The sequence below is a fragment of the Flavobacterium sp. T50_26 genome, from assembly GCF_057652995.1.
In genome coordinates, this window is the sequence record NZ_JBYFCC010000101.1 from 1 (window position 1) to 231 (window position 231).

The 231-nt window shown below is 32.9% G+C and carries 1 protein-coding gene; it reads right to left on the reverse strand.

The genetic code is table 11. The features are described from left to right. Nucleotides 1-31: 31 nt before the first annotated feature. Nucleotides 32-166 carry a hypothetical protein gene (locus AC23MC_RS16555; RefSeq protein ID WP_487570669.1) on the reverse strand — a complete coding sequence of 45 codons (135 nt, stop codon included), beginning with the start codon at nucleotides 164-166 and terminating at the stop codon, nucleotides 32-34. Nucleotides 167-231 lie beyond the last annotated feature (65 nt).

Consider the following 231-nt stretch of genomic DNA (forward strand, 5'->3'; position numbering starts at 1 on the left):
GACCGTCTTTTGCAAATGAAGCATTGTGTGTTCATTGCGTAATTTGAAGCATTTTATCACCAATTAAACCCTCAGAAGAAATGGCAACTTCGCTATTTGTTTTGATGTATTTTTGCACTTCTTTTCTGATAAATAGGTTTACTTTAACGGTAGAAACATAGATCATATTAATATTATCAACCGTTCATAAATCAATTCCGGAAAAGCGAACTATATTTCCAACTTGCAGTC